Below are 22,946 nucleotides of genomic sequence, written 5' to 3'. Positions count from 1 at the left end.
ATGTTTGCATAGCGTTATTCCCGCGTCTCAGGTTGCCAGTACGCCCGGCTATTAAATGTACGCAGCGTAGTAAATCCATGATGGATTTCTACTACGCTGTATGCACCCTGTTCAAAATGAAAATGCCACATGGCAGCAGGCGGCATAGCCAGCAAACGCGCCAATAACAGACCAAGTACACCCTGATGAGCCACCAGCAATAAATTATCCTGACTGTCCTGTTTCAGCAGTTGCTGCGCCACGTTTTCTATACGTTCAGCAAATGCAGAAAAGGTTTCACCACCGGTAGGAGAGGCTTGTTGCCAGTCGGCTAACCAGGCAGCCCAAGCTTTAGCGTCTTCATGTTGCAAATCGTGATGGTGACGCATTTCCCATGCGCCGAAATGCATTTCATTGAGTTGCGCATCAATGCCAGCTGATAACCGACGATCTGCCAAAATAATTTCCGCAGTATGACGCGCCCGCCATAACATGCTGCTTGTCGCTTGCGAAAATGTCACTGCCGATAGAGAGCGGGCAACCTGCCGAGCCTGGTTTATTCCCGTTTCGGTCAGTTTCACATCGGTCATACCACAGAAAACACCACTCAAATTCGCTTCCGTCTGACCATGCCGAACCAAAAATAGTCGCATCATCGTGACTCACAGTAGCGCCAGTAAAAACACCAGTTCCCCGATTTCCACAGACGCACCCAAGGTATCGCCTGTTTGTCCACCTAAACGACGGTGCAAATAAATCGCCAGTAATCCAATAACCAACAGTGTGATCACCAATGCCAACACACCAGGCACTCCAGTCAGCAGAGTAATCAACATCATCCCACTCAACAATGTTAACGCTGCCTGATGACCATTAACCCGGCCAATATAGAGATACCCCAACCCACTTCCTTCACGGGCACAACGCTGGCGATACATTAACAACACAATCGCACTCCTGCCCGCTACTGACGCAGCGATTAAGGTCACCAACATCGGGACGTCACGCAGTGCCAATTCACTCACGACCAGCACTTTTGCCAGAATCAGGAAGATCAACGCCAGCCCGCCGTGAGTTCCCAAACGGCTGTCACGCATAATCTCCAGCATTCTTTCCCGGCTACGGGCAGAAAACACTCCATCACAGGTATCCGCCAAACCATCAAGATGAAGCGCACCCGTTAGCAATGCCAGCACTAATACGTAACTTAATGCCGCCAGTGGCACACCACACCAAGGCGCAAGCAGGGTAAAAATAACCGCAGCAAGTGTACCGACGATCAATCCGACAAAGGGGAAACTAGCAATACCACGCACGTATTGATCCATTTCCACTCCCTGTGTCCAGCGCGACGGAATGGGGATGCGAGTCATAAATTGCAAGGTGGCAAGAAATAGACGCAGATTCATTTAATTTTTACCTCAATCCCCGAGACCATCAGAAATACCTCACTGGCAGCCGCCGCCAGCCGCTGGTTAACCCTTCCTGCGATGTCACGGAAATGGCGTGCCAGTCTGTTTTCCGGCACGATGCCCATTCCCAGTTCGTTAGTAACCAGATATATCGGTGAAGTCACGCCGGTACAAGCCGCTAACAGATCGCTAATTTGCTGCTGAATCTCCACCTCCAATACAGCAAAATCCATCTGTTCAGGTGAAGTCTCTCCGGCCTGATCAAATAATAGATTGGTAATCAATGTCGTAATACATTCAAGAATGACCGCTTCTCCCGGCTGGGTTTGCGTGGTAATTACCGTACCAAGATCACGATAGCCCTCCCATGTACGCCAATGGGCTGGCCGGTTTTCACGGTGCAGTCGTATACGTTCAGCCATTTCGCCGTCTGTTACCACGGCAGTCGCAATATACAACACCTGCTCACTGGCTTGTGCCGCTAATCTCTCCGCCAACACACTTTTACCACTGCGAGCGCCGCCGGTAATCAAAATCACGGCACCGAACCTTGTTGATGGCTTTTCATACACTGATAAATCCGTTCTATATCCAGATGTTCGCGCATGGCTTCCGCCAAAAGGTCAAACTGTATCTGTTTGTAGTGGGCATAATCCAATGTATCTCCCTGATAAGCCATCAATCCTTTGCGCAGACGCAAAGCATTAAGCAGAGCACGGGTAAAATGGGTACTATCGAACAGGCCATGAATATAACTGCCCATCACACTGCCCTCCCGATTGACCGCACCATCAAACCAACTGCCGGATTGACCGTTACGATCGGTAATACAGGCAAACGGTGTTGCATCCGCCCCTAATAACGAACTTCCCATATGAATCTCATAACCACGGACCGGTTGCTCAATGCAGTCTGATAACAATCCCGGCAACGCCGCCAGGCAGCTACCGTTTACCCTGGTTGTCACTTTTTCATGGGCAAATCGGGTTTCCACATCCAGCAATCCAAGACCATCCATCTGGTCAATACCCGATTCCACTCCATCGATAATTCGCTTCCCCAGCATTTGATAACCGCCACAGATACCGATAACCGGAATACCAGACTGATGTGCCGTCAACAGAGCATCCGCAAATCCGTTCTGTCGCAGCCATCGCAGATCGCCCAGCGTGTTTTTGCTACCAGGTAGGATAATCAGATCCGACGACTGCAACTCTGATGGTTGAGTCACATAGCGCAAGCGAACATCCGGTTGCATTGCCAGTGCGTTAAAGTCAGTAAAATTGGCAATGTAAGGCAAACGAACCACGGCAATATCCAGCGCCTTTTCAGCTGCACCATCGTATTTACCGGTTTGCAGCGCTACACCGTCTTCATCTTCCAGGTCAATATTCAGCCAAGGCATCACTCCCAGCACAGGCACCCCGGTTAAGGCTTCAATCTGTTCAATACCCGGCTGGAGCAGGCTGATATCACCGCGGAATTTATTGATGATCACCCCTTTGATCCGCGCTTTCTCCTCCGGCAGTAACAGTGCCAGCGTACCGTAAATGGCCGCAAATACGCCGCCACGATCGATATCCGCCACCAGCAGCACAGGCGCATCAACCATCTCCGCCATTCCCATGTTGACAATATCCCGATCACGCAGATTGATCTCCGCCGGGCTACCAGCGCCTTCCAGCACCATCACGTCATATTCACGGGCCAGACTATGAAAAACTTCACAGATTTGCTGCTGCAAACGGGGCTTGTACTGGTGATATTCCACCGCATTCATGCTACAGGCCACTTTTCCCATCAATACAACCTGCGCCTTACAATCGCTGGTGGGTTTTAGCAATATCGGGTTCATTCGTACATCAGGTTCTATACCCGCCGCTTCTGCCTGAAAAATCTGCGCCCGCCCCATCTCTTCACCATTAGCAGTGATACCCGAATTCAGCGCCATATTCTGTGACTTAAACGGCGCGCAGCGATAACCATCCTGAACAAAGATACGGCATAATCCCGCCACCAATATGCTTTTCCCAACATCGGACGCCGTACCTTGCAACATTAAAGACAGACTCATATGTCATTTCCTTAATTATTACGCTGACGTAGCAGAGCAAAAAGTTGCTCCTCAGTTTTACACAATGGCAACCCCAGTTCGCTGTGGATCTTAACCAACCAAGGCTGCACCAGTCCGGCGGCCTGCAACTGCTCATGTTGCAGAAAAACCTCAGCAGTTTCACCTGCACAGACCAATTTACCGTGGGATAGTACGTACAGATAATCACAGACGTTGTAGATTAAATCGATATCATGGCTGGAAATAATCACCCGTTTTCCTTCTGCCACAATACGTTCAATGATAGCGATCATATGTTGTCGGCCAGAAGGGTCCAACCCGGCAGTCGGTTCATCCAACAGCAGATATTCCGCCTCCATCACCAATGCCCCCGCTATCGCAACACGCTTTTTCTGGCCATGACTCAGATGTTGGATTGGCTTATGACGGAATTCATGAGCATCCACCAGCGCCAGCGCCCGTTCAACACGCTGCGCAATCAGCGCCTCATCAATGCCAAGATTACGTAAACTGAAAGCGATATCACTGTCGATATCGGTATAGAAAATTTGCTGTTCCGGATCCTGAAATACCGTCGTCACCCGCTGGCGCAAGGCCCGCAAATGGGCTTTACCATAACCGATAGGCTGGTCTTGCCATAAAACCTCACCCTGTTGGGGACGCAGAATGCCACTCAGATTCATAAATAACGTGGATTTGCCGCAACCATTTGCCCCTAACAGGCCAGTAACGGCATGTCGGCTAAAATCCATGGTCAAATTCTGTAAGACCGGCTCATCCTGATAACTGAAACTTAACTGTCGGGTAGCTAACATCGGAATCCTGTCCTTACAGGTGAAAATTCCCCTGATAAAGTTTGATATCCAGCGAAACGATCATTTGCTGATAACGGATCATCACACGTGTAAATAGCATACTAACTAACATTGCCAGTGAACGGTAGCCACTTCCCAACGACGTGTAACCAAACCGCAGGGATTGCGCACGATGGATCGCCGCCGCTTCATCAATAAAAATAAAGATAAAACGCCAAGTCAGCAGGATCTGTTCCGTTAATAGATCCGGGACATGACAACGTTTCAACAGTTGGATCAATTGTGGAAACGGGGTATTAAGTACAAACCAGAAGGTAGCCGCCAATGCTGCCAAGCTGCGCCACATTGTCTGATTGGCCGTGATCAGCCCTGCTTTATCAATACCGAACCAAAACTGCCCTACCTGAACGCCCCACCACAGGGCGTCCGGCTGACGGGAAACTGATAGCACAATGGCTATCAGTCCTACCAGTAAGAACGATAAAGGTACAGACAACCAAAGCAGATAGCGACGCGGCCCGATCTGTAACAGATAGCAGGTCAGCACCGCAATCACCAGCAATAGCAATGCCTGGTAGCGCGGCGGGCTGATCATCGCCAGTAGCAGAAACAAGCCATAGAGCGCCAGTTTTGCCATCGGATCAACCCGCCGCCAGCGGCTTTGATAACTTAGTCGATCAATTCCCAACATGCTCACTGCGTTTACTCCGGTAGTAACCCAGAATATAGAAGATCACCGCGGCTCCTAATGAACCTTGCAAGGTGAACAGTAAACTTTCAATCTCTCCGCTGGCCGGCTCATACAGCGGCTGGAACCAGGGTTCATAGTCTGGAGCAGTGACCTGAATCAGTGCTTCTGCTTCTCCATCAGCTCCGCCATATTCGCCTCCGTGGTTAATAAAGAACGGCAGAATAACCAACGCGATTAACACCAACAGTAAGGTAATGGTCTTTTTCATGTTAATGACTCCTGACGTGGATAAGATGACGTTTAGTTAACTGATCGTAAATCAGTACGGTGAGCAAACCTTCCGCAATTGCAATCGGGATCTGAGTCAGGCAGAACACACTCATAAACTTAATGATAGAACCGCTAATACCGAATTCAGGCTCTGGGAAAGCCACGCCCAACTGCACCGACGTGACAAAATAGGTCACCAGATCCGCGATCATGGCACAAAGGAACACGGCAACATCACGCCGGAATCCGATTTTATTGGCTAAACGCCAGACCCAATAACCCACAACCGGACCAAACACGGCCATTGACATACCATTAGCGCCAAGGGTTGTCAGACCACCATGCGCCAGTAGCAGCGCCTGAAATAACAGAACAATGACCCCAAGTACTGCAACGACCGAAGGACCAAATAAGATCACTGCCAGACCTACCCCAGTCGGATGAGAGCAGCTACCAGTAACTGATGGAATTTTCAATGCGGACAGCACGAAAATAAATGCCCCACACAACGCCAGCAGCACTTTTTGGTTACTGTCATCACTGACAATCTGCCTCAATCGTACCAACCCCATAAACAGACAAGGCAAAAACAGAACCCACCAAGCCAATGCCCACATAGGAGGCAAAAAACCTTCCATAATGTGCATGGCAAAGGCTTGCTCCGGCACCAGCATCAACAAGACTGCCATTGCCAACCCGGTCAACGAGAGTTTCTTTAGCTGTTGTTCCATAATCTACTCCTTGGTATGCCATTGTTTATTCACCAAAATGGTGGAGAAATAGGGTAGCGGCTGATCAGCCGCTACCTGATCCAGACAACGCCAGCACTGCTCACCCGGCAATGAAGCGTCTGCCATCAGCAAAGCATGTTCAAACAGATTCAAGCGTGCCAGCAACGCACGCACGGTGGCAAAACGGTTATAAACTTTCATCAGCACGACACAATCATGGGTTTGCAATGCCTGTTCCAACTCAACTTCCGGCGCAGTACAGGACATGACCGCCATTGATTGTTGCTCCATGGCAAGCGGTAGTGCGGTTCGTGCGGCAATAGCGGCAAAAGAGGTGATACCCGGCACAATTTCCAGCCATTCCTGCCTGCCAATGCGCGCCAGCAAAAAGACCCAGGTACTGAACAGCATGGCATCACCCAATGTGATAAACCCGATTTGCCGTCCCTGTGCGACTTCATCTTTCAGTTGTTGCGCCACTTCATCCCACACCGCCTGTTTTTCTTCGCCGTTACTGCTCATCGGGAAATGACAGGTGCGAATTTCAGTGTGGGGCAACAGGTATTCACGCACGATAGAGAGCGCCAGACTATCTCCGCCTTTACGCCCGGCGGGTGCATAAAGCACATCAAGGCGGGCAAGTATCCGGGCGGCCCGTACGGTAATCAAATCACTGGCGCCAGGACCGACGCCCATTGCATAAAGTCTTCCCTTCATCACACTACCTCCTGCTGATCTGACTGCAACGCGGCGTCCAGGTGTTGAACAAACATTTGGCGAATCAACGGGTTTTCACCTAATCCCTGTAACCAGGATTGCGTGCTGATCCCAACGGCTTCCAACTGAGAACGCCAGGAGTCCGGTTCGTCTGATGCCATATCGTTGATTGCATGATCGCCGGCCACCAGCATTAACGGCATCAAATGTACCTTACGCACTGCCTGCCGCCCCAAGCGGATGATGAGATGGCCAATTTCTGGGTAACTTTCCACCGCCCCCACCAACGCCGGAAAATTAAGTGAACTCATCAGGTGATCAAGGCAGGCATAGACAGAAAACGCATGATGACTGGTGCCGTGTCCCATAAACACCACGCGTTCATCCGCAGCCAGTGGCGGCATCTGATTTTCCAAGGCAATAAGCAGTTGTTGATAATCGGCAAAACTGTTAAGCAACGGCGTACCCACAACCAAACGTTGGAAGCACTCACTAAAGGCACTCACTTCACTGACGATCTTCTCATATTCGTCACCGTTGATAACATGCAGGGACTGAATAGCCACATCTTGATAACCTTCATTGACCAAACGCTCCAGCGCCTGACGTGGGTTATCCACCTGTAGGCCATCACGTTTTTGCAATTTGCGGATGATCATTCCTGAAGTGAATGCACGATACAGATCACGATCAGGGTAAGCAGCCGACAATTGCCGCTCACAAGCATCAATATTCTTTTGCCGGGTCTGCTGATAACTGGTACCAAAGCTGATGATTAACAGTGCTTTTTTCATTTTATTGCCCTCGTTGTTCCTGCCATTGGGTCAGGTGTTGGACAAACTCATCCAGCGAACTAATCTGCTCTCCTTCATCTGCCTGTAAGGTCTGTGCAGGACGGCACACAACAATACAGGGAATATTGAGTGCCAGACAGGGAGCCACTTTCTGTTGATATCCCCCCTCAGCACCGGACTCTTTAGTGATCACCACATCAGGGTGGCAAAACTCATACAACGCATGATTGAATTCAGCCGAGAATGGTCCACGCAATGCGATAATATGATCAACCCCCAACCCCAGCGCCTCACACTGAACCAGTACCTCAGCCGTCGGCAATACCCGTACCAGTAAGGTTTTTTCCGGCAGTAAACGCTGATACAGCGCCAGTTGTTTACTGCCGGTGGTCAGTAATACCCGCGACCCCAGAGTCCGGGCAACGTCGCAAGCCGCCTCCACACTATCGACTTTGTGCAACAATGGGTGATTCAGTAAGTCAATTTCACTGGGACGTTGATAACGGGTAAACCGCAGTGACAATTGGCGACAGGCGGCGATCACGTTGTGAGTTAACACGTCTGCGTAAGGATGCGACGCATCAATGACCCAACCTACCTGATGCTGATCAAAATAGTGCACCATCGCCTCAGCATCCATTCGCCCCACCATTACCTCTCCCTGAATATCACCCGCCAGTTGCCTCCCGGCATCGGTAGCAACAGAGAGGCGGTAACGCGCTCCTGCCGCGTCCAGCGCCCGGCAAATCAGCCGGGCGTCACTGGTACCACCGAAAACATGGATAGCCGGATGGCTCATAGCTCATACCCCCGTGGCGTGATCATCAATCCATCACGGCAATAGGTTGTATGATTGCCAACGATCACCAGACTGGTCATATCCACCGGTGAAAAGTCCATCTCGCCGAAAGTGGTAATCCATTTATCCTGCTTTTTACGCCCGGCGGCTTTTACCACCCCCACCGGCGTATGTGGGTCTTTCCATGGGCTCATAAGTTCAAACGCTTTGGCAAGGTGCCCTTCACGACCACGACTGCGTGGGTTATAGAAACAAACAACAAAGTCGGCCTGCGCTGCGGCAATAACACGTTTCTCAATCACCGGCCACGGTGTCAACAAATCGCTCAAGCTGATATGACAAAAATCGTGCATCAACGGTGCCCCCAGTAACGTAGCCGCAGCAATGCTGGCAGTGATCCCGGCCACCAGTTTGACTTCAAGATCACACTGTTGCTGACAAACCAACTCCAGCACTAAACCAGCCATGCCGTAGATCCCCGCATCCCCGCTGCTGATCAACGCCACTTTACGACCGGATAACGCCAGATCAATCGCTGTCTGGCAGCGTTCAATCTCCTTACACATTCCAGTCTTAATCACTTCTTTATCCATCGTCAGATGTTTGACCAAATGGGTGTAGGTTTTATAGCCGACAATAATTTCAGCTTCGCGGATCGCCGCAATGGCATCCTGCGTCATCATAGATTCATTGCCTGGTCCAATGCCGATTACGGTTAACATAATTGTGATACCCCCAAAGTGATAGTGACGCCCTGCTGACGCAAGGTCCGACCAACCAGTTTTCCTTCGCTCATCAACCAGGCAACAGGTTGTGAAACACTGCCAACTCCCACCGTCTGGCGGACAAAATCGGAAGCAGGAAAACGTTGCTCATGGCGACTTAACTCATTAACACTGAACAACTTAAACGGTACACGCCAACGCTGTGCAAGCTGATTCAACGCTGGCTCATCTTTCTTGATGACAACACTGCCGATGGCACTCAGGGCCATCAGATCAAAATGATTTTCCGCCATCTGCTGCTGCAATAACTCAACCAGTGTTTGTAACGGGGTGTCCCGACGGCAGCCGATCCCGGCCACAACACGTTTCGGCACCAGTTTATAAACCGGCAGAGGTAGTTCGGGCAGTGAATCGCGCAACGTGACACATACCAGCACATCCAGCTCCGGCAATGCCGCCAGACTCGCTACCGGGACAAAACCACGGGTATCAAAATGTTCACGTTCGTTAAGCAGTGATTCATCCCACCACAGCCCGACTTTCTGACCACTGACCAGCATTTGGTTGACCACTTTCACCACATGGCGAAAATCCTGCATATCCGCGTTTAACTGAGTGGCAAGAGTATCCAGCGCCGCCACCCCATTGATATCCGTAGCGGTAGTAATCACCGGATCGGCCCCCAGCAGTTCCGCCAGATAATGAGTCAATGCATTAGCGCCACCCACATGACCGGATAGCAAACTGATGACATGCCGACCACGTTCATCAATCACCACCACCGCCGGATCATGCATTTTGTCGTTTATCAGTGGCGCAATCATTCGTACAGTGATCCCCAGCGCCGCAACCACCACTAGCGCCGAATAATTCTTGAATGCCCCACGCAAGGTGTCGCCAAAACTGCCATTAAAAGGAATAAATCCCGGCTCCAGCAGCTTTTCACTGGTAAAACAGGTCAGCGGCAGATGCGTTCTCAACCTTCGCACCAATCTGACCCCGCCCGGAGTCAAACAGAACACCGCGATCGATTCATGCCCGGCGATATTCATGGCTAAACCCCGCATCGTAGAGCCTGGAATAGTGATATTCCTCTCCCAGGAAAGCACCGACCAGAATCAAAGCGGTTTTACGGATACCCGCTGCCTGTACTTTTTCGGCGATATCGGCCAGCGTACCGCGCACGGTACGACTGTCAGCCCAAGTTGCCTTGTATATCACCACGACCGGTGTTGTGACCGGGTAACCACCAGCTTGAAGACGTACAACCACATGTCTCATCTTCTGCACAGAAAGATAAATCGCCATTGAAGTCTGATGAGCGGCAAAGGATTCCAACTGTTCGAGCGGGGGCACCGGTGTACGTCCTTCAATCCGGGTGATAATCAGGCTTTGCGACACTTCCGGTACGGTGTACTCCACCCCTAACTGCGCCGCCGCGCCAAGAAAAGCACTGACACCCGGCACCGAGACAAAACCAATGCCGGCATCAGTCAGAGCTTCCCCCTGCTCACGGATAGAGCCGTATAACGAGAGATCACCGGTTTGCAATCGAACCACCAATTTACCCGCATGTACGCCATCCACCATTAGTGCAACAATCTGTTCCAGCGTCAGACCGGCGCTGTCATGGCATTCAGCTTCCGGCGGACAGTAATCCAGCAGTTCGGTGTTAATCAATGAACCGGCGTAAATCACCACCTGCGCCTGCTGCAATAAACGATAGCCTTTCAGGGTGATCAACGCCTTATCACCCGGCCCGGCCCCCACAAACCAGACTTTCCGAGGATCAAAATGTTCAGACATCGATCTTCTCCTTGTAACAGGAAATCAGATAAGTCGGATTATTCGGCTTAAAATAGTGACCGCTGCCAAGTGATGCCAGAGTAGACGCCTGTAGCTGTATGCACTCTAAATCACTTATCTGACACGTCCGCAAATGTGCCAGCGCGTCATTCAGGTTGTTCAGCAAAATGAACGTCAGCACCAGACGGCCACCGGGGTACATGTGATCCAACGCCCAGTCGATCAGTGCCGTCAATTGCCCCCCACTGCCGCCAATAAATACCGCATCTGCCATTACATCCAATGCCAACGGGGCCTCTCCGGCGATGATCGCCACATTATGACAACCCAGCCGTTGACAATTCTCCCCAATCAAAGCCAGAGCAGCAGGGTTACGTTCAATAGCGGTGACCGTCAGCGCCGGGAATCGCAGCGCCGCCTCCAGCGCCACGCTGCCGGTACCCGCTCCCACATCAATCAACTGGCTGGCATGATTCAATTCCAGCCGCTCCAATGCCAGTGCACGAACCGGCTCTTTGGTCATCGGTACTTTCTGTCCGCGTAAAAATTCGTCATCTCTCATAGGATCACCACCACGTTCATGTCATAGTCAGTCGCCACCGCTTCTGGCCGCAGACGGTGAATACGCTCATTAGGCAAAGAGAGGTTTTCACCAATAATCAATGTACGGCTCAGGCCACGCGCAATAATGGCCTCCGCAATTGCCCGCGGGCCGACGCGCCCATCAGTTACCATCGCTACTTTGTCATGTTGCAGAATCCAGTCGAAATCCGGGGTACGCCCGTGACTGCTGGTCAGATAGATATCGTTCATATCCAGCGCCGCTTTGGCACACAGATACTGAATTGAACTGATACCCGGAATGATGCGCAGATCATCTGCGGTAAAATATTCAGATAATAATTTGCCGATGCCATACAACAACGGATCACCGGACGCCAATACCACAATATGACGCGTATTGTTGTTCTGTAGCCAGACCAGCAAACTGGCAAGATCGGCATCCAATATGCGGGTTTCATGGGTGATGCCGCTAAATATCTCCAGATGACGCCTGCCGCCAACCAGTACCTCCGCGTCAGTAATATAATGCTGCGCCTGTGGCGTCAGATACGCCGTATCACCGGGACCAATACCGACAACAGTGATCATCGCATCTCCTCCAAAATGTCGTTCAATGGACGGCTGGCGCCGAGTATCTGATTATCAAAAGAGAACATAATGGCGTCACAGCGCGGTGGGTTAACGGCAAAACGCAACATCTCGCTCATCCGTTCACAAATTCGTTCGGCGATACGGTCATAAACCGCTTGCAAGCCATACTCGGCAATCAGTTCCATTGCCGCTTCCGTGGTATCGCAGCGATTCACCTCCAACAGAAGGGCCTGCGGCGCCCCCATCAGGGCCAGATAGGCAATCAATGTTTCTATGCGACCATCAGCAATGTGACTGTGAGTATGAAAAATCCCCGCGGCCACCTTCACCAGTTTGCCGGGATGCCCTACCAGCATGATATGGCGGAACCCAAGCCGAACCGCTTCCTGCAACATGTAGCCGACAAAGTTACTCATCGTCACCACCAGTTGACCATCAAGCCCCAATTGTTCACGCACAAAACGCTCGCCGTGATTGCCGGGAACCAGAATGACCTTTTCGGCTCCTGCTGCACGTTTCATTTCCAACTCAATCGCCAGTGAACGTTTCCAACTCTCCTCCGACATTGGCGTGACAATACCGGTGGTCCCAATAATGGAAATACCGCCAAGTATTCCCAACTTGCCGTTGTAGGTTTTCTTTGCCCGCTCTTCACCTTCCGGCGCAAAGATCTCCACTTCCGCGCCCCGCATCGGACCAATAGCCTCCCGTACCGCAGACTCAATAGTCTGACGTGGTGTACGGTTAATAGCGGCACTGCCCACCGGCAACCCGACACCTTTGCGGGTAACCGTACCAACCCCCTCCCCGCCGCTCAGATGGATTTCACCGTGATCGCACAGCGTGACGCGGGCAAAAATCAACATGCCATGAGTCGCATCCACATCATCGCCACCATCTTTACGGATAGCAGCCGTCGCCTGTTGGCCTTCAATCAGTGGCTGTTCGACGTTAAGGCGTAATGTCACGCCGGAAGGGGTAACAATAGAAACATGGTCAATAACTTGCTGACGCAACACCATCAATGCGGCAACCTTGGCGGCAGCAGTAGCACAGGAACCGGTGGTATAACCTTTGCGATATTGCTTACCGTTATGCCAGATGCTGTCTAATTGCATCGTATCGCTCATTATGCCTCCCGCAACCGGTACAGAATGGCATTGATAATCGCCGCCGCGATATTACTTCCGCCTTTACGGCCTGCGGCGGCGATATAAGGCAATTCGCTTTGCATCAACGCCGCTTTCGATTCTGCCGCGCCGACAAACCCGACCGGCACCCCGATCACCGCCAATGGTGAAGCCCGCCTCTCCAGCAGGCGGAACAGCGCTGTCGGAGCATTGCCGAACACGAATATTTTGTCGCCTTCCTCAGCCAATGCGATATCCACCGCTGCCATAGAACGGGTAATACCCTGCGTTTTCGCCATCGCTACCACTCGCGGATCACTGATATAACAACGGCATTCACAGCCCATCTGCTGTAACAACGCCTTGTTGATACCGGACTGAGCCATCGTAGTATCAGTATACAGAATGCATCCCCGACGCAGCGCCTCAGCAATACGGGTCAGCACATCCGATGAGAACCACAAAATATCCAACCAGTCAAAATCTGCGGTAGTGTGGATCACCCGTTTAATCACCGCTTCCTGCATCTCATCAACAAAACGATAATCGGGGCGTTCACAGGCAATAATATCGCCAATGATTGCGAAACTATTCTGTTCAATTTGCTGAGGTTTCTGGAGATAGTTCATATTCGTTGCCCTTTTCTAAGCTATTCCGACCAACAGTAAGTGCAGCAACGCAAACAACAGTAAGGCCAGTTGCGAAGCTATCATCATCAAGTGGATAGTGAGCGGGATATCCGTCAGCGCGATTTCACGGCGTTCATCACCAATCCAGGGTTTATCTACCCGTTCACCAAAGTAGTAATTCGGGCCGCCAAGGCGAATACCCAAGGCTCCGGCAACTGTCGCTTCAGACCAGCCACAGTTAGGACTGGCATGTTGATAACGATCGCGCCAGCCAATACGCAGGGCCTGACGAAAATCAACCCGAATGAACCAAGCCGCTGCACTCAGCAACAGCCAACTCAGCCGTGCCGGTAACCAATTTGCCAAATCATCCATACGGGCGGAGACATACCCAATCGCGCGATATTTCGGCGTTTTATATCCCACCATTGAATCAAGGGTATTGACCGCTTTGTAAGCCATTGCCAACGGCGCACCGCCAATCATCAGGAAAAAGAGTGGCGCAATAACGCCGTCAACGCTGTTTTCCGCCACCGTCTCCACCACTGCACACGTGATTTGCGGCTTATCCAGTTGAGAAGTATCGCGCCCGACAATCCATAACAATTGCCGGCGACTCTCATCCAAAGAACCCTGCTGTAACACACCATGTACCGCCAGAGCGGCATCACTCAGACAACGGCCAGCCAACAGGGTATAAATCATCCATACTTCGGCCAACCAGCCGATCCAAGGATGAATGCAGTTCATCAACCATAAACATCCCCAACTCACCAGCCAGGTCAAGCCAACAACGACTACCCACAACACGGCTCCACCAACTTTCAATGCTCGCTCATTGCGACAACAGCGCCGGATAACCCGTTGCACCCATGAAATCAGATGACCGATCCAACGTACCGGATGAGGCCAATGTGGCGGATCACCCAGCCAACTATCGAGCAAGAAAGCAGCGAACCAAGCGGCAAGTGTCACAATAGTCTCCTCGCATACATCAACCAGCGATCAAGCAGACCAGGGCGCTGGGCAAAATGGATATGAAGGTAACTGGCCAGTGTTTGCTGTACCTGATAGCCCCCCGCCCATTGCTGGATTGCCATACCATCACGCCATTTCGTGCAATCAAAAACCGAAGGTACCGAACTGATAAAATCGGAATAGTGAAACTCGTGGCCGCGTAAAACTTCGCCCGCAGCGGCCAGCAACGTACTGCAACGGGCTTTGGCCTGACAGTAACCAAAGCGCATCAGCCGTGTCCCCATACGGCTTTCTCCCGGCAAAATGCCGGCCATCTGGTGACGCGCCCCTTCTCCATCGGTCAATGACTCGCCAAGGTACATCAGGCCACCGCATTCAGCATAAAGGGGAACCTGACGATAATGCGCATCCTGTAAAGCTTCCCGCATCGGGCTATTGGCGGCCAATTGAGCGGCATAGATTTCCGGGTAGCCACCGCCCAGATAAATCATCTGACAATCAGGCAGGCGGCGATCATGTAGTGGGCTAAAACGGTGGATACGTACCCCTGCCCGTTCCAGCATTTCCAGATTATCCGGATAATAAAAGTTAAAAGCTTCATCATCCGCCAATGCCAGCGTCAGGCCGTCAGCCAGTGCGGGATCAGGCAATGATGGCGCCTCACCTTCCGGTGAAACAGGACAGCCACAAAGCGCCAACAGACGATCAAGGTTGATATACGTTTCAACCTGTTGAGCCAACCGCTGCCAGCGGGCATCATCAGCAACCTGTTCCTGAGCCGGAATAAGACCAAGATGGCGGGACGGCAACGACACATCTTGCATAACGGGCAAACGCCCCAGCACCGGAACACCACAATAATGTTCAATAGCACTACGGATGAGTTCGAAATGATTTTCAGAATTGACGCGGTTAACAATAACGCCCGCAATTGTCAGAGAGGGATCAAAACGACAAAAACCCAGAACAGTAGCCGCAACAGAAGTGGATACTGCCTTACCATCTACCAGCAAAATCACCGGACATCCCAACTGTTTCGCCATTGCAGCGCTACTGCAATAATTCGGGTTCGTACCATAACCATCATACAACCCCATCACACCTTCGATGACGGCCACATCAGCATGGCGCATATGCTGATTATAAAGACCGTTTAAAGTTGCTGTTGGCAGCATAAACGCATCAAGATTGCGGGATGCCACGCCACACACCGCGCTGTGCCAGCCGCTGTCCAGATAATCCGGCCCCACTTTAAACGGCTGGACAGCCAACCCGCGCAGCCTCAACGCCCGCAAAATGCCAAGGGTAACCGTGGTCTTACCGCAACCACTCCCCGTACCTGCAATAACAAACGCCTTCTTGCCTGACTGTTGCATAAAAAATTCCCGATATATCGACCGAGAATAGGTGTCAACAAGACGTGCCTGACGCAGCATCAGCACTGCACACATCCATTGGATGACAACCCGCTTCCCTCCGAAGGAGTTGAATGTCTCATACCTGTCAGGTCGGTCTTCTGGCTTAGCGTCATCCTTCCCCGCCACCTTCCCAGTCATTCCGACCAGTGGCATCAGCGGAGTTGTCAGCATCACAGCAGCGGGGGCTGCGGAGGATTTTCACCCCCTTCCCAACCACACCCATTGAGGTGCAGTATTAACCCGACAGCGGTTTATTTATTTTTAACGGGACTATTTACTAAGTTATTAGATGGCTAATGATATATATCCTTTGACATTATAATAACCTTATTAACCCCATTGAATTAAGATGCGAATTAAATATATATTCTTCACATCAAGAAGACGGTTGGATTTATTATTTTCGACGATAAATTTATACGACTTATAACAAAAACCACCGCCAATCTGGTAACAAAGATAGTAACAACACCACAACAGCTTAATCGTTGATCATAATCAACTATCTATTCATATCATATAAGTTTATGATGCAGCTTGTCATAAAATAGCTTCCTACACCCTCTGTATAACCAAATCACAATGAGAGCTGCCAATGTTATTAGATACCACTGTACCCCGCATTCTTGGCGCCTGTTTTTATTACTCACCGCAATCAGAACAAGTCCGTCCGCTAATTCCATTGCTTACAGATATTGATAAATTATTTCCCTGGTCGGATAGCGGAAAAATAGGAAACCTGACGAAAAAAATCGCTGCTCTGCCGGCGGAATCCCTGCAATATGACTATTCCATCCTGTTCGAAGGACAAGGAGCCATGCCAGCGCCGCCTTGGGGATCCGTTTATCTGGACAGAGAAAACCTGTTATTAGGTGAAAGCACATTGGCTTACCGGGAATTTCTGGCGCAACAAAATATGATCATCTCCAGTAAACAACGGGAACCGGAAGATCAATTCGGCCTGATGCTGCTGGCCCTGGTTTATATTTTGGAACAAGGACATAAACCTGCTGCTCGTACACTGCTGGAACAGCACTTACTGCCGTGGGCGTATCGTTATCTGGAATTGACTGAAGAGGCCAAACTGGAAAATAATTTTTATCCCATTTTAGCAACTATTGCTATTGACTATTTAAAAACACTTCAAACTGAACTGGAATTAATTCCGGCAAAACCAGAATTATTTCGCTAACATTTTTATTATTCCACAATCAATGCTCTGGGTGATGAATTAAGTAACAGCTAACAAACTTACATTTTCCCGGAGCTTAAATCCTATTTAACCAATTAATCATTTATAACGACGAACTTATATCAAAAAAAACCTTATCATCAGCTTTCGTTCCATTGAACGTTATAGCCCTATTGCCGTATATAAAACTGTTCAGCTGATTTTTATGTTATTTATTATCGGGTAAGGAACACCGGCACCCAATAGAATGATTTTATGCGCTAAAAAAAATGTTTATTAACTCATAAATTAGTAAGCATTAAATACCCCAATAAGAGGATTTATTAAAATCCTAAAAAAAGATTAGCAATAAACATCATTTTATTGAACGTCTGTTTTCTTTACATGGAAATATTAAAAATGTAAACAACCTGAGGTCAAAATATGAAAAAAATATTTTTAGCTACTCTTATTACAGGGATTGTGTCAACAAATTGCTTCGCACAAACACTCCCTGAAAGCAAAAATGAGCATATTGCTCATCAGCAATACAACACCAGAAACGAAGCTCCGCTATTAAAATCGACCGATCCGGGTGCAGATAGATTTAAGCATGTTGGAAAATTAAGAACGAATGGCCTCTGTACCGCCACACTCATTGCCGGCTCAGAAAAACCGGATGCCAATCAACAGGCGCTTATTCTCTCCGCAGGCCATTGTCTTGACGATACCTTAGACACAAACGAAGTCATTATTGATCAACCCGCCGGTCCTGGTTGGACATTTACACCAAACTACTTTATTGACTTGATCGATAAACATCAACCTTTTGATATTGATAAAGTTTTGTACGCGACTATGAAAGGCGGTGACCTGGCGGTTTTCAGACTGAAAGCAACTTATGGAGAACTGGCAAAGCGTGGAATACTGCCGGTGACATTACAAAAAGAACTTAAACCATCAGGTCAGGCCGTTGAACTTGCTCATATACCTGTCAATGGTGTAGAGAGCGATAAACGTTATCTGCGATATTCCGACTGCCACATCCTTGGAGAAACACCGCTCCTGTATGAACATGTGTGGAATTGGGCGCCAAGTGTTTCTGTGGATTGTGCTGGTGTTTCTGGGGGAACCTCTGGTTCACCGGTCATATTGAAAAACCAATCTAAGATAATTGGCGTATTAAATACCACCGTCACGCCGGGTTACAGTGGTTGTGGGCTTGGCCGGCCATGTGAATTAGTCGATGATAAAGGTTACTCGCGCGAAGGCGCCAGTTACTATATGCCTGTTGACAAAATTGCACGTGCACTTACCCATGATGGAAAACTGGATTTAAATAAACTTGACGATGGCAAAGGAATCACCATTAGAGCCAGTGGTCCTCTTATTACTCAGAGTACCGTTAATAGCAACGCTGCCACATGGAATTTACGACTTGATGAAGATGGTTTTGACAAAATCCGCTATAAAAAAGGACTTGCGAGTAATACTGATTGTTCAAACCCTAAAGGATACAGCAAACCCTTCTCAGTCACTGAGCAACCGCTGGATAAACTCCTGACACCTTCTAAAGAAGGGGTTTACACAATGTGTGTCATTGGACGACATGCTGAAGATAAACGCTGGCAGGATACATCTTACGCGTCAGTAAAATTACGTGAAATTGATAACACTCCTCCGTCAATAAAACCAGCCATAAGATTAGTTTTTGAAGCAGAGGACAGATGGGTTGTTAATCCTATATTTAATCAATGGGAAATTGTTGACTTACGTATAAAATCAGGTCCTCTGGAATCTACGAAGTGTGACGATCACACCGGATATTCTATCTATAGAAGAATACCGATTTCTCTTATGAAGAAAGATTCCCCAGTACGCTTCTGTGTATATGGTTTGGATCAGGCGGGTAATAAAGGCCCAATAGATTATCGTGATTTTGGTGTTAAGAAATAAGTTTTTAAAATCGGCCAGCGTTTGCTGGCCTTTTTTGTTTTTACTGATAAATATAAAAAGGTTCAGAGTTACTGGTTCTGATATAGTTGTCTAATCCTAAACAAAACATACAAGACTCTAGATAATGTCATCATGAAGAATATCTGCTATGAGCATCGTCCATTTCATATATAGAATTGTTTGACAATGAGCACACCTTCACACCGTCGCCATGATATTTCAGACCCTGTTTGGGACTGACTTGAACCTCATTTGTCTGGCCGAAAAGGCGCATGGGGCGTGAAGCCCACGAAAATCGATTATTTATCAATGCGGTGTTTTGGATTTTACGAACATGGGTACCTTGGCGAGATTTGTCCCCCGATTATGGCGGCTGGAAAAACACTCACCGTCGATTTTGCCGGTGGTGGGATAAAGGCATAGGGGCAGTTGGCGTTTTGAGAGGAATTTTTAAATGAAACACCCAGAAAACTGTTAACTGCGGTTGACAACACAAAAGGCTGTATTATACTCAGTATTATAGAAATAAATGAGGGGTAAAATGATTAAAGTAAATCGAACACCCGAAGTAGAGAGATGGTTAAAATCTTTGAAAGACAAAACCGCAAAAGCAAAAATCATTATAAGAATTGATAGAATGAAAGAGGGTAATTTCGGAGATGCAGAACCTGTTGGAAATGGAATATCAGAATTAAGAATTCATCAAGGGAAGGGATACAGGGTATATTTTACTAATAGGAATAATGAAATAGTTTTGTTGCTTTGTGGTGGCGATAAAAATACACAACAACAAGATATCAAAAAAGCAAAAGAAATAGCTAAAGAATGGGGATTTTGACATGAATAAAGAGCTTAAAGAGTTTGATGTTGTTGAGTTTTTACATGATGATGAAGATATTCAAGCCTATTTAAATGCAGCGATAGAGGAAAACGATACTAAATATTTATTTATTGCATTAGGCAATATTGCAAGAGCAAAAAATATCAGCCAGCTATCAAAACAAGTTGGAATGAGTAGAGAGGGTATTTATAAAGCACTTTCTGGAGAAGCAAACCCTACATTTAATACAGTGTTTAAAATAACGAAAGCGTTGGGTTTAAAATTACATTTCACAGGGGCTTAATTGCCCCGTTTTTTCAATAAGTCGGATATTTGGGGTCATATAAAGCACACTACGTGCGTTCTGCCGCTGGTTAATAGCTTCTTGGCCGATTCGATCTTGCTGCTGGTCATTTTGGGCTTGCGCCCACCCTTCACTTTGCCTTCAGGGGTTGTAAGCCGGACAATGGCATTCGGTTAAACTCTTATAACTGGGCTCCATAAGATGTACACGAAACGTCAACAACTGCCAGGTAACTTTCTAATTGATTCTAGTTATAACACTTCCCGTGAATTGGAATACCCCATAGTTTACCAATATATGTGATTTATTTTGGTTACTTTTTATACAAAAAAAGGTCATTATTTAACCACCTGTAATACTGTCCTCTATAATCGTCATTTTGGTTATTTATTGATACGCGGATAGATCCGATTTTTACCATTTTTAATCCCGTTTAATGCTTTAAGAGGCTGCCTTGGCAAAGAATGCTGTCAGTTAACGGGTTACAACAAACATTGGTTTAGCGGAAACGGTGAATTTGGCGAATAATGCGGTACCGAGTAGTCGGAAAGTAAACGGTAAGGCGTTGACCGGAGATATCAGTTTGAGTGCCGGGGATGTGGGGGCGATAAGCTCAAATCAACTCGGCGAAATTGCCAACGGCGGAAAATTTAAGAACTATTTATCAACTGGTTTTTATCGAGTAGCTGTACCCAACCCATCGTCTGTATCTGATTTTCCTCGCGACGGCAACATGTACGGCTATGGAATTCTTGATGTACAAAACGCCAACGGAGTCATTTTGCAGCGGTACATATCGCATCACGGCGATATTGCGACGCGACAGACATGGGGTGGGCCGGAGCAATACCTACCTTGGACTATTCAATATAATACATTGAATAAGCCTACTGCTGAGGATGTGGGGGCTTTGTCAGGTAAACAATATATTAATAGTCTGACGGTACAGACATCGGCTTGGGTAAAAATTGCCGAAGTAACAATGAAAGTGATGAGCACTATCAATATTAATATTGTTGGCGGTTCAGGGTACAACGTTGGGAGTTTTGAGCAATGCGCTATCACCAATATAGTTTTAAGAACCGGGAATGGAGCGCCAGCCGGAATCAATGCAGTGATGTACACAGTTAATACTCAAGCACCTACTGACTTAGCAACTGTTAATACATCTGGTGATAACTATGATATTTACATATTCATTGGTCCTTTTGCTCAAAACATAATTTTAAATGCTTTTGTGTCAGATAATGCAACTGTTAATCAGTTATTGAAGATAGCAGAGTTATCAGAAGTCCCCAAAGGGGCGGTTAAGGGGAAAGTTTACTCTTATTTATTATCTGGAAAAGAAGATGATATCTATCCAGTTGGTTCACCCATCCCGTGGCCGCAACCAAATCCCCCATCAGGTTACCTTGCGTGCAACGGTCAAGCATTTAATAAATCCATATACCCTAAATTAGCGGCAGCTTACCCATCAGGAGCACTGCCTGATTTGCGTGGTGAGTTTATTCGTGGTTGGGATGGAGGACGTGGTGTCAATCCGGGTCGCAAACTGTTATCGGCAGAAAACGATTTATTGGCAAGTCATGAACACGGCTATCGTGACCGGTATTATATCGAAAATGTAAACAGTCTCCACGGGGCTAGCAATAAGGAGGCAACTCCAGCTGGGTATAACAACAATGTCGGCTCAAATGCTACAGATACTGATAATAATAGTTTCCTGTATATCGACAGCACGACATCACCGACCGGTGGAAATGAAACCCGCCCCCGTAACATCGCTTTTAACTACATAGTGAGAGCAGCATAATGACAGAACAAAAATACTCTTTAGAACCCGAAGTAGCCGTATTGGATAAAGACGGATTAGCTAAGAAAGCAGGCTGGATAAAGGTTTATCACACAAATCAATCAACAAGGGAATTTACAATTACTGATATTGAATATCTGATGCTCGGCGTCAGTCTATCAGCGGGTGCTTATCCCGATGCGCCAGAGCTGCCGAAGTCTGATGACTTGGCTGTTTGTAGCAGTGAAGATGGAAAGTGTTGGGAAACCGTCCCAGACTATCGCGGAAAAAGTGTTTACAACACGCAAACCCTCGCACAACAAGAAGTTACTGAGCTGGGTGAATTACCAGAAACCTTGACCTTCAAACAACCCGCAACTCATTTCGACAAGTGGACCGGTAAAGAGTGGGTCACTGACAAAAACGCTCTAAAAGCCAGCCAAATTGAACAGACTGAACAGCAACGAATCACACTTTGCCAACAAGCTAATGAGGCCGCTACTTTATTACAATATGCTGTCGAGACTGAATTGGCCTCAGAAGAAGAAAAAGTGCAGCTGTTGAATTGGAAAAAGTATCTGGTATTACTGAGCCGTGTTGATACTTCACTAGCGCCTGATATTGAATGGCCCAAAATGCCAGAATGATGACAAGTAAGGGCTGCTTATGCAGCCCGATGACAAGAATAAAACATCCTATTTTATTTGCCTTTTCCGAGATTATTCCCAACTATTGTGCTTTATGCTGCCGTTTCGTAATTCACCGAAGCAGATCACTTTA

26 protein-coding genes, 2 pseudogenes and 1 riboswitch are annotated in these 22,946 nt (G+C 48.3%); of the genes and pseudogenes, 7 read left to right on the top strand and 21 right to left on the bottom strand.

Annotated features, from left to right (window positions below; translation table 11 throughout):
• Positions 1 to 14: 14 nt before the first annotated feature.
• Genes VY86_RS16785 through VY86_RS16690 form a run of 20 tightly spaced genes read right to left on the bottom strand, consistent with a single transcriptional unit; the run spans position 15 to position 16,081 of the window.
• Entirely contained in the window at positions 15 to 632 is a 618-nt protein-coding gene (locus VY86_RS16785; RefSeq protein WP_046976933.1) for an adenosylcobalamin/alpha-ribazole phosphatase, read from the bottom strand.
• 9 nt (positions 633 to 641) lie between these two features.
• Positions 642 to 1,388 carry an adenosylcobinamide-GDP ribazoletransferase gene (gene cobS / locus VY86_RS16780; protein WP_046975796.1) on the bottom strand — a complete coding sequence of 249 codons (747 nt, stop codon included), beginning with the start codon at positions 1,386 to 1,388 and terminating at the stop codon, positions 642 to 644.
• On the bottom strand, positions 1,385 to 1,930 hold the full coding sequence (gene cobU / locus VY86_RS16775; RefSeq protein ID WP_046975795.1) for a bifunctional adenosylcobinamide kinase/adenosylcobinamide-phosphate guanylyltransferase: 546 nt from the start codon (positions 1,928 to 1,930) through the stop codon (positions 1,385 to 1,387). The genes cobS and cobU overlap by 4 nt, the downstream gene beginning before the upstream one ends.
• A complete protein-coding gene (locus tag VY86_RS16770; RefSeq protein WP_046975794.1) occupies positions 1,927 to 3,465 on the bottom strand; it encodes a cobyric acid synthase in 1,539 nt (512 codons plus the stop codon). Before VY86_RS16770 ends, cobU begins: the two co-directional genes overlap by 4 nt.
• A gap of 11 nt (positions 3,466 to 3,476) precedes the next feature.
• Positions 3,477 to 4,280 carry an ATP-binding cassette domain-containing protein gene (locus tag VY86_RS16765; RefSeq protein ID WP_036840064.1) on the bottom strand — a complete coding sequence of 268 codons (804 nt, stop codon included), beginning with the start codon at positions 4,278 to 4,280 and terminating at the stop codon, positions 3,477 to 3,479.
• A gap of 13 nt (positions 4,281 to 4,293) precedes the next feature.
• Positions 4,294 to 4,971 carry an energy-coupling factor ABC transporter transmembrane protein gene (locus VY86_RS16760; protein WP_046975793.1) on the bottom strand — a complete coding sequence of 226 codons (678 nt, stop codon included), beginning with the start codon at positions 4,969 to 4,971 and terminating at the stop codon, positions 4,294 to 4,296.
• On the bottom strand, positions 4,958 to 5,239 hold the full coding sequence (locus VY86_RS16755) for an energy-coupling factor ABC transporter substrate-binding protein (protein ID WP_036848061.1): 282 nt from the start codon (positions 5,237 to 5,239) through the stop codon (positions 4,958 to 4,960). Before VY86_RS16755 ends, VY86_RS16760 begins: the two co-directional genes overlap by 14 nt.
• Position 5,240: 1 nt before the next feature.
• Positions 5,241 to 5,972, bottom strand: coding sequence for a cobalt ECF transporter S component CbiM (cbiM, locus tag VY86_RS16750; protein WP_046975792.1), 732 nt, complete (start codon positions 5,970 to 5,972; stop codon positions 5,241 to 5,243).
• Positions 5,973 to 5,975: 3 nt separating this feature from the next.
• Positions 5,976 to 6,689, bottom strand: coding sequence for a cobalt-factor II C(20)-methyltransferase (locus VY86_RS16745; RefSeq protein ID WP_046975791.1), 714 nt, complete (start codon positions 6,687 to 6,689; stop codon positions 5,976 to 5,978).
• On the bottom strand, positions 6,689 to 7,483 hold the full coding sequence (cbiK, locus tag VY86_RS16740) for a sirohydrochlorin cobaltochelatase (protein WP_046975790.1): 795 nt from the start codon (positions 7,481 to 7,483) through the stop codon (positions 6,689 to 6,691). Before cbiK ends, VY86_RS16745 begins: the two co-directional genes overlap by 1 nt.
• A 1-nt stretch (position 7,484) precedes the next feature.
• On the bottom strand, positions 7,485 to 8,282 hold the full coding sequence (locus VY86_RS16735; RefSeq protein ID WP_046975789.1) for a cobalt-precorrin-6A reductase: 798 nt from the start codon (positions 8,280 to 8,282) through the stop codon (positions 7,485 to 7,487).
• Entirely contained in the window at positions 8,279 to 9,004 is a 726-nt protein-coding gene (locus VY86_RS16730; protein WP_036840078.1) for a precorrin-3B C(17)-methyltransferase, read from the bottom strand. The genes VY86_RS16735 and VY86_RS16730 overlap by 4 nt, the downstream gene beginning before the upstream one ends.
• Positions 8,998 to 10,059 (bottom strand): cobalt-precorrin 5A hydrolase, encoded by a 1,062-nt coding sequence (cbiG, locus tag VY86_RS16725; protein ID WP_036840080.1) that lies wholly within the window; start codon positions 10,057 to 10,059, stop codon positions 8,998 to 9,000. The genes VY86_RS16730 and cbiG overlap by 7 nt, the downstream gene beginning before the upstream one ends.
• Positions 10,040 to 10,813 (bottom strand): cobalt-precorrin-4 methyltransferase, encoded by a 774-nt coding sequence (locus tag VY86_RS16720; protein ID WP_021324500.1) that lies wholly within the window; start codon positions 10,811 to 10,813, stop codon positions 10,040 to 10,042. The genes cbiG and VY86_RS16720 overlap by 20 nt, the downstream gene beginning before the upstream one ends.
• Complete coding sequence (locus tag VY86_RS16715; RefSeq protein WP_036840082.1) at positions 10,806 to 11,375, bottom strand: decarboxylating cobalt-precorrin-6B (C(15))-methyltransferase; 570 nt, start codon at positions 11,373 to 11,375, stop codon at positions 10,806 to 10,808. Before VY86_RS16715 ends, VY86_RS16720 begins: the two co-directional genes overlap by 8 nt.
• The gene (locus VY86_RS16710; protein ID WP_021324498.1) at positions 11,372 to 11,965 is read right to left on the bottom strand and encodes a cobalt-precorrin-7 (C(5))-methyltransferase; all 594 of its coding nucleotides are present in this window, start codon (positions 11,963 to 11,965) and stop codon (positions 11,372 to 11,374) included. The genes VY86_RS16715 and VY86_RS16710 overlap by 4 nt, the downstream gene beginning before the upstream one ends.
• Positions 11,962 to 13,098, bottom strand: a complete 1,137-nt coding sequence (cbiD, locus tag VY86_RS16705; protein WP_036840084.1) for a cobalt-precorrin-5B (C(1))-methyltransferase CbiD — start codon at positions 13,096 to 13,098, stop codon at positions 11,962 to 11,964. The genes VY86_RS16710 and cbiD overlap by 4 nt, the downstream gene beginning before the upstream one ends.
• Positions 13,098 to 13,727: a cobalt-precorrin-8 methylmutase gene (locus VY86_RS16700; RefSeq protein ID WP_036840086.1), complete on the bottom strand. Its 630-nt coding sequence runs from the start codon at positions 13,725 to 13,727 to the stop codon at positions 13,098 to 13,100. The genes cbiD and VY86_RS16700 overlap by 1 nt, the downstream gene beginning before the upstream one ends.
• Before the next feature lie 15 nt (positions 13,728 to 13,742).
• Complete coding sequence (gene cbiB, locus VY86_RS16695) at positions 13,743 to 14,702, bottom strand: adenosylcobinamide-phosphate synthase CbiB (protein WP_036840088.1); 960 nt, start codon at positions 14,700 to 14,702, stop codon at positions 13,743 to 13,745.
• On the bottom strand, positions 14,699 to 16,081 hold the full coding sequence (locus VY86_RS16690; RefSeq protein WP_036840112.1) for a cobyrinic acid a,c-diamide synthase CobB: 1,383 nt from the start codon (positions 16,079 to 16,081) through the stop codon (positions 14,699 to 14,701). The genes cbiB and VY86_RS16690 overlap by 4 nt, the downstream gene beginning before the upstream one ends.
• A gap of 113 nt (positions 16,082 to 16,194) precedes the next feature.
• A riboswitch (cobalamin riboswitch) is annotated at positions 16,195 to 16,382 on the bottom strand.
• A 336-nt stretch (positions 16,383 to 16,718) separates the two neighbouring features.
• Between VY86_RS16690 and dmsD the strand changes: the two genes are divergently transcribed.
• From dmsD to VY86_RS16670, 5 genes and pseudogenes are all read left to right on the top strand, one after another.
• Positions 16,719 to 17,315 (top strand): Tat proofreading chaperone DmsD, encoded by a 597-nt coding sequence (gene dmsD / locus VY86_RS16685; protein WP_036840090.1) that lies wholly within the window; start codon positions 16,719 to 16,721, stop codon positions 17,313 to 17,315.
• A gap of 423 nt (positions 17,316 to 17,738) precedes the next feature.
• Entirely contained in the window at positions 17,739 to 19,250 is a 1,512-nt protein-coding gene (locus VY86_RS16680) for a trypsin-like serine peptidase (protein ID WP_036840092.1), read from the top strand.
• Between the two features lie 186 nt (positions 19,251 to 19,436).
• A pseudogene (locus tag VY86_RS23645) lies at positions 19,437 to 19,672 on the top strand (transposase); the annotation flags it as partial.
• Between the two features lie 119 nt (positions 19,673 to 19,791).
• Positions 19,792 to 20,088, top strand: coding sequence for a type II toxin-antitoxin system RelE/ParE family toxin (locus VY86_RS16675; protein ID WP_036840095.1), 297 nt, complete (start codon positions 19,792 to 19,794; stop codon positions 20,086 to 20,088).
• Between the two features lies 1 nt (position 20,089).
• Entirely contained in the window at positions 20,090 to 20,374 is a 285-nt protein-coding gene (locus tag VY86_RS16670; protein ID WP_036840097.1) for an addiction module antidote protein, read from the top strand.
• Positions 20,375 to 20,436: 62 nt separating this feature from the next.
• Here VY86_RS16670 and VY86_RS26585 read toward each other — a convergent pair.
• Positions 20,437 to 20,505: pseudogene (locus VY86_RS26585) on the bottom strand (recombinase family protein); the annotation flags it as partial.
• Between the two features lie 386 nt (positions 20,506 to 20,891).
• Here VY86_RS26585 and VY86_RS26015 point away from each other — a divergent pair.
• Positions 20,892 to 22,187: a phage tail protein gene (locus tag VY86_RS26015; RefSeq protein WP_235184784.1), complete on the top strand. Its 1,296-nt coding sequence runs from the start codon at positions 20,892 to 20,894 to the stop codon at positions 22,185 to 22,187.
• Positions 22,187 to 22,813, top strand: a complete 627-nt coding sequence (locus VY86_RS16660; protein ID WP_036840102.1) for a tail fiber assembly protein — start codon at positions 22,187 to 22,189, stop codon at positions 22,811 to 22,813. Before VY86_RS26015 ends, VY86_RS16660 begins: the two co-directional genes overlap by 1 nt.
• The last annotated feature ends 133 nt before the right edge of the window (positions 22,814 to 22,946 follow it).

The organism is Photorhabdus thracensis (assembly GCF_001010285.1).
GTDB classification, from domain to species: domain Bacteria; phylum Pseudomonadota; class Gammaproteobacteria; order Enterobacterales; family Enterobacteriaceae; genus Photorhabdus; species Photorhabdus temperata.
The sequence above is the reverse complement of the archived record's forward strand: the minus strand, read 5'-3'. Positions and strand labels throughout refer to the sequence as shown.